At 49.5% G+C, this 6,568-nt stretch carries 3 protein-coding genes; all 3 read right to left on the reverse strand.

Features of this window, described 5'->3' with window-relative positions; translation table 11 throughout:
- Positions 1-353 precede the first annotated feature (353 nt).
- Positions 354-3,218 (reverse strand): DUF499 domain-containing protein, encoded by a 2,865-nt coding sequence (locus IBX50_RS15730; protein ID WP_292257244.1) that lies wholly within the window; start codon positions 3,216-3,218, stop codon positions 354-356.
- A gap of 2 nt (positions 3,219-3,220) precedes the next feature.
- Positions 3,221-4,909: a DUF262 domain-containing protein gene (locus IBX50_RS15735; RefSeq protein WP_292257245.1), complete on the reverse strand. Its 1,689-nt coding sequence runs from the start codon at positions 4,907-4,909 to the stop codon at positions 3,221-3,223.
- A 51-nt stretch (positions 4,910-4,960) separates the two neighbouring features.
- The coding region (locus IBX50_RS15740; RefSeq protein ID WP_292257246.1) for a hypothetical protein at positions 4,961-6,568 on the reverse strand (1,608 nt) is incomplete at its 5' end.

Here is a 6,568-nt window from a genome sequence, read left to right on the forward strand (position 1 = left end):
AAAAAGCTTTCTTAATCGTATCGATTGCCTTGATTTCTTGCGACTGCAAGCCGCCTTCCCATAGTTTAATTTCCATAATTGAATTTTATCCAATGCATCCGAGTCAACGGTGAACGCGTTAAAAAAGCTACTCGCTCGTACTATACCAATCCTGAGAGCTATTCTCAGCTTGCTTCAGAACTGACAGGATTTGTTTGTCCGAAAAACGTGATTTTTTCGTGCAGAATCTTCTTGCACATAGCTTACGGAAAATTCTACTTTTGAGAACTGCTATTTATCGGGAAGATTACCCTATAAGCACTTGTACAGTTTGCCCTGCTTTTTAGCAGGGCTTTTTAACAGTACGTTTGTATTTAATCCTCATCAAACTCTGCGCTGCTGAAGTTCAGCACCTTGCAGTTTTCTCTGATGGTACGCTGTATCCCTTCATCAAATCCGTCTGGATATTTCGCTTCGATCTCAATGGAGATATTCACCTCAACACCAAACTTCTCGGTGAATTGCTGCACGACTTCATCCATCAGGGTCGCAAAGTCCATCTTAGCTTTCACCGGGTCTAGCTGCGTGGTACCGTAAAACCTTGTTTTGCTTGCCGCTGTATTGCCTGCTTCATTGGGTATCGGAGCTGGCTGGCTTACACCACTTGGGCCGTCAATAATGGATCCATGTGTTTGGCCTCCCATTGGGTTGCCCGTGTGTTTGCCGCCTGTTTCCGTTGTGATCTGCGTAGCAGCTTGTTCTGCTGCCTTTTTCAGTGCATAGGCAGCAGCCGTTTCTCGCTCGATGAGTAAAGCATACTCATCCAAGGTGCCTAGATGGCTGCTACCAAAGGTAAAGCCTAGGTAGCGTATTTGCCCCTGCTGTTCTTCTTTGGCGGTTGCAAACCCAAAGTAGTCGGTGGACTCCACGCCCTGATTTAACGCATTACGGAACACTTGGTCATTGGCCAGCCTTGGCAGGTAAAGGTAGTTGCAACTGTCTTGCCAAACCTTCAATGCACTAATTTCTTTGACCTCACCTTTGAAGTACCAGTCTTGCAACACTTTTCGCAGATGAATGGGTGACCATTCGTACACCACCCACTCTTCTTCCCGCAGCTTTTCTTCAATGCTCTGTACCAGATTGGCCGATGCTGGTGAGATCGTTACGGACTCCCATTCCAAGGTCGGCTTGCCCTTGATAAAGCTTTCACGGGGTGCTATCAGCCATCGCCAAGCTTCACGCAGCTGTTGCGTCATTGTTTTTTCAGTGGATGTTTTATTGTTCTTTGCCTGGGTTAGGTGTGCCATATCGTGATTCAGGGTGCTGGACTCAATATCTCTGACGATGGAGCTCCAGGCCAGATAAGTCCGCCCTTGTTCCTTGAGTCGGCTCACTACGTCAAAATCAGCTGCCAGAAAAATCAGCCTGTTCTGTTTCTGGCGGGGCTGTTCGCCTCGGCTTTTCAGAATCTTTTCTGCTTCGGTGTAAGCCAAGTTGTTTTGGGTTTTACTGAAACCTGCACTCGCTGGTAGTACCACTAGACGTGGGCCGCTCCCGTAGTCATCTGGCACATCCTGAGACGGAGTGAACACATGAATACCGGCAAAGTGGTGATTATTCCCGAACGAGCGACTCAAGCGATCCTTCAGCAAGGGCAGCAGCTCATCACGATCACTGATATTCTGCTTACGGCTTTCCATCTCTCGGCGCAGGTTGGGGCGAGTATCCAGCCAGTAACGCCCTTGATTTGAATAGAGGTAATGCAGTCGATCTCTCAGGTGTTTGAGCACGTCCTCAAAAATACCAATACTTTGCCCCGGCTGAACTGCACCTAACAGAATGCGCTCTATTTCGATGCCTCGGCTACCCTGCTCCTGAGAAGAAGGCGCACTGCCTAAAAACAGGGTACGTGCAGTGCGTGTTGCGGCCTGCACACTGCCAAAGATTGGTTTATGCCCATCTAAATCCGCAGGTACTGAGCGGGAGCCATCGACCTCTCGCTCAATCACTGGCTCCCAGCCTTGGGGCAGGTAATGAATGCTCTTGTTCTTCACCGTGCTGTCGTTGAGCGGCAAGGTACCGGGCATGATCAGCGCATCCTGGTTGTTATCAACCCAGAGGCGATGGATCACGATGGCCATGTACTGCAACACCCCACGGGTGCGCTGGAATTTATCCAGCGTAGACCAGTCCTCATAGAGGCGGTCAAACACCTCCGGGTGGATTGGGTAAGAGGCGCAAAGGCGCTCGAAATACTCGTTAGATTGGGTTTCAGTCGGAAATTTAGTGGCGTTCTGGCGATAGAAATCCGAGAACTGGCGGCTGATGCCTTCGATTTCAGCCCGCTCACCGGCATGATCAAACAAGCGCCGACGTACAATCTCAAAAGATTCATTCGCCCCTACTGGCTTCCACACCGACTCCACACGGGCAAAATACTTTTCCAGTGAGTTCAGTGCCTTTAACCCCATGTTGCCGCCTACCTCCAGCTCAGACTCGGGCAAGGAAGCCAGCAAAAGGGCATTGGGGACGGCTTTTAGTGCTTCAGTCAGCCCCTGGATAAAACTGATGTTGCTGTCAAAAGTGCCGGCCTTGTACTGTTTGCCGGGTTCCAGCTGGCGAACAAACGCCACCAGCTCGTCAATCAGAATCACACAAGGTGCAGCACGAGCTAGCAGGGCTTGTAAAACCTCTTTGCCCGGTGAGGTGCCGTCTGCATCGCTGGACGCCACCAGTGCATAACCCTCCTCACCCAACAGCTGCCATGCCAGCTCACCCCAAAGGGTGTTCACCAGACAATCACCGTGTGTAATGGCCTGGCTGGGAGCCATACGAATGCCATCCAGCACGGCAATGCGTGCATGAGGCAGATCCTGGATTTTTGCCTGATCCAGCAAGGGGGGAATGCCCATCAGCTTATCAGTGCTTACCTTACGGGATGCCAGATGGTAAACCGCCAGCATGGTGTGGGTTTTGCCACCACCAAAAGCGGTTTGCAGCTGAATGACCGGATCACCCCCCTGCCCAGCCAGGCGTTGAGCCACTGAAATCAGCAGCAGGCGCATTCCCTCGGTGATGTAGGTACGTGCAAAAAACTTCTCGGCATCCTGGTACTCTTCCGGTGCGGTGCCCAAAGCCACCTGAGTAATATCCGCAGCAAATTCAGACTGTTTAAAGGTGCCATGAAGCACATCTTTGTGGGGCTGGGCGATAGTGCGCCAGGGTTTTAAGCTCATTTTTAATACTCCTCTTCTTCACCAAGTAGCCCCAACGCCTGGAACTTCTCCAAAATAAGCTCTCTTCGAGCCTGAATAAAAACATCAAAGCGCGAGGGTTTCCAAAGCGATTTGGTTCGAGGAATACAATGTAAATCTAAAAAATCCTCGTCCTTATCTTTGAGCCATAAATGAAGTGGTTTGTTACCCTTATCACCTGTCCCATTAACATGCGCCGGAAGTAGCATGCAATTGGCAAGCTGATCTACCTCCCATTTGCTATAGCGCTGTACCAAGCGTCCTGTTGCTTCATTTTCTATTTTTTCATTTTGTAAAATGCTACGCGCAAAAATATGGTCAATTTGTGGTTCGTTCTTGATGCTTGATGCTTTGTACTCTGGGCCATACCATAAATTAAAAAGTAGGTGGATATTTCCGCTTCCGTAGCCGCAACGATATAGGATTCTATCTCCAGCTATGCTGAGATCATTTCCACGGTCTTGAATTGTTTTAAAGATGTTTTTTAATACAAAAGACTCATCGTCTTTTATTGTAGCGATTAAGTGATCAATCAGTCCGTCTGGCTGCCCAGAGAAAGCGCCCGAAAGGAGCGTACGTAGTAAGTAGGTTGGAAGAAAATTTGCATTCTTCCATTTTTCTGGATAGTGAAAGTGTGCATATACAACTGGAATCAGTGCATTATAAGAGGTCAGTGCCTTGCCAGATCGGATGTATGTTTTACGAATGACCTCATCTTTCACGTAGCGAATTGATTCAGCAATCAGAGCCCAGTTTTTACTGATAGCTTTTCTAACTTTTTCGTCACGTAACTTTTCTACATCATACTTGGCACCATATCCCAGAAGGGTAGTGCTGAGTTTTATAAGGAAGTCACGAGTGAATTGGAAACGCCCGTTGTCATTAATTTGCTCAAGAAAATCTTCGAACGCCACATCAGCTTCAGTCCACTCGGTCGCTAGCAGCGTAAACATGAGGTCAGACTTACTTAGCTTGGTACCGCCAGAGTTTGCTCTAATGAAGACTTCTACAACGTCTTCAAAGGTTAACCCATTATTCTCAAAGCTATTGTCTAGCTCTTGATAAAGCATGCTTCCTTCGTTGCTAAACTCGCGCCAGATTCGTTCAATGTTTACCGATGCACGATCTTTTTCCTCGGAAGAAGGAGTGACCCCGTATTTTTGGACCAGTGCAGGAAAAACTTGAGAGGGAAGATCATTAGTGAAAACCAGATCTACAAGTGGCACCCAAGGCCATTTTGCACTTTTTGGATCATGGAATGCGAACCGGAACTTCATGTCTTCCGTAGGGTGAGCATCTCCGCTTAATAAGTCAAAATGTAAGATTCTGCCATCAATACTGCCCTTCAGACCCAAGTAGAGGCTTTGAAGGCGCTGCTGGCCATCTAAGACCAAGCGTTTTAATCGGCCATGGTTGTTCTGGTAGTGTGCTTTAAGACTGACCTTGGCATCGTTATAGTTCTGGATGAATGCTCTGTGCTTTATTTCATCACGAGTTTTCCAGATCAGCATTGAGGATAGTGGGTATTGACGCATAATCGAGTCAAATAAACGCTCAATTTGTTCCTCTTCCCACACAAATTCCCGTTGGATATTAGGTAACCAAAGACCTCCTCCATCGGCATCTGTGTTGTTGATATCTTGTATCATTGCTTTGATAGACTTGCTAGGCATTGTTCCTTGTCCTTATGGCTTATTGAGCAAAAGTCGTTAGAGTTTTTAACTTCAAAAATCCATCCCAGCCTGTTCGCCTGAGTGCCCGGTTTCATGAGAAGCCATGACGATGGCGTGCCAGGAGCTGATCAGTTCATTGTAGGCGCGGGCTTCATCCGCCCATTTTTTACGCTCGCACAGGGTGTACAGGTGGTAGGCCAGTTGGCGGATGGCTTCGCCTTTTTCTGGCATCTTCGCCAGCAGTTCACCGGCGGCGGTTTCGCCGTGGTGTTGCAAGCGGCGGATCATCTGGTGGCAGGCTTCCCAGACGGGGGTGCGGTTATCGGTGGTGGGGTCCCAGTCGGAGGTGTACTCAGCCCACTTCAGCAGGCGCACCTTGCCACTGCCGGATTCAACCACTCCGGCTTCCTTAACGCCATCGACACTGGTGCCCTTGGCGCGAGCCAGGGTATCCGCCTCACCAAACTGACCAGCTGCCCAGCCGTACTGTTCAAACCAACTGGAACAGAACTGGGTATCGGCATCAAAACTGCCAGAATCAGGGCTTAAATAGTCGGTAATGGCTTTGTTGATCAGCACCAGGGCATCATGCACGCTCATGCGTGAACCATCCTGATTCAGCACCGCTTCATATTGTGAATAAATCGCCATACCGGGGCCAATCGCCGCCTGCGCTAAGTCCACCGGTGCTATGGGGGTTTGCCCGGTTTCACCGCCAATCATGGTTTCCAAGGCTTCCGGCATTTCTTCGCGCAGTTGACGCTGGAAATCACGGCGGGAGATCGACTCTGCGCTGGCTTCCCTCTTGCGGCAGACCAGAACGATAGAAGAAGCGAGAGCGTTGGCTCCCGAGCCAACCATACGATTCGCCATTTCCGTACGCATCGGCCAAGTGCCATCTATAGAGAAACCAGCCTGAATCACCGCTTCCAGAAAGGTCACCCAACCGGTGCTGGTGGTGCTGCCCTCTTTGGTTTCCGACTGTTTAAAGGCGTAATAGATGGTGACTGGAAAAGCCGGATGCGCCTGCTCCGCCAAGTTATGAATGGCACGTGTCATACCTTCCATAAAGAAGGCTTCGGCTTTTTCTTTACTGCCATGACGGTAAGGCGTCGCCACCAGCTCTTCCGCTTTTGGCACTGCCATCGTACCGAATAGTGCCGGGTAGATATTGCGCAGTGAGCGGCGCATCCAGACATAGAAAAAATCGGAAAGATCCGCATAGCCGATATTGTCATAATAAGGTGGATCGGTAGAAACAACCTTGTTTTGGCTAATTTCCTGAATGGCTGCGTCATGTTGCTTCGCAATGCCAGCAGTAGGTGGCAGCATTACACGTAAAACCTCAACGGCCCAGTCAATTCCGCCAATGAAGTTGCCTGTTGAGCCTGACAGGGGATTTGGTTCCGCAAAATCCCATGTCATTGGAATAGCTTGTCGGCCAAAAGTATTTCGGGTACTACTTCGCGAAGAGTCCCAGCCACAGATTGTTGATCCTCGATCAGCCATTTTATTAATTGCAAAACTCAAATAAACCGCCACGGCCTCCCCATAGGCCGTTGCGCCTTTGCCGCACTGATCCAAGCCCAGTCCATCATCGGTTAAACCGGCGGCTTTGGCATCGGCGATGGCTTTTTCGCGGGCTTCCTGCACCAGATC

Source organism: Marinospirillum sp. (assembly GCF_014859565.1).

Excerpts from the sequence above, each read along its gene's own strand:
- IBX50_RS15730 (WP_292257244.1), bottom strand. The coding sequence starts at position 3,218 with ATGAGCTTAAAACCCTGGCGCACTATCGCCCAGCCCCACAAAGATGTG.
- IBX50_RS15735 (WP_292257245.1), bottom strand. The coding sequence starts at position 4,909 with ATGCCTAGCAAGTCTATCAAAGCAATGATACAAGATATCAACAACACA.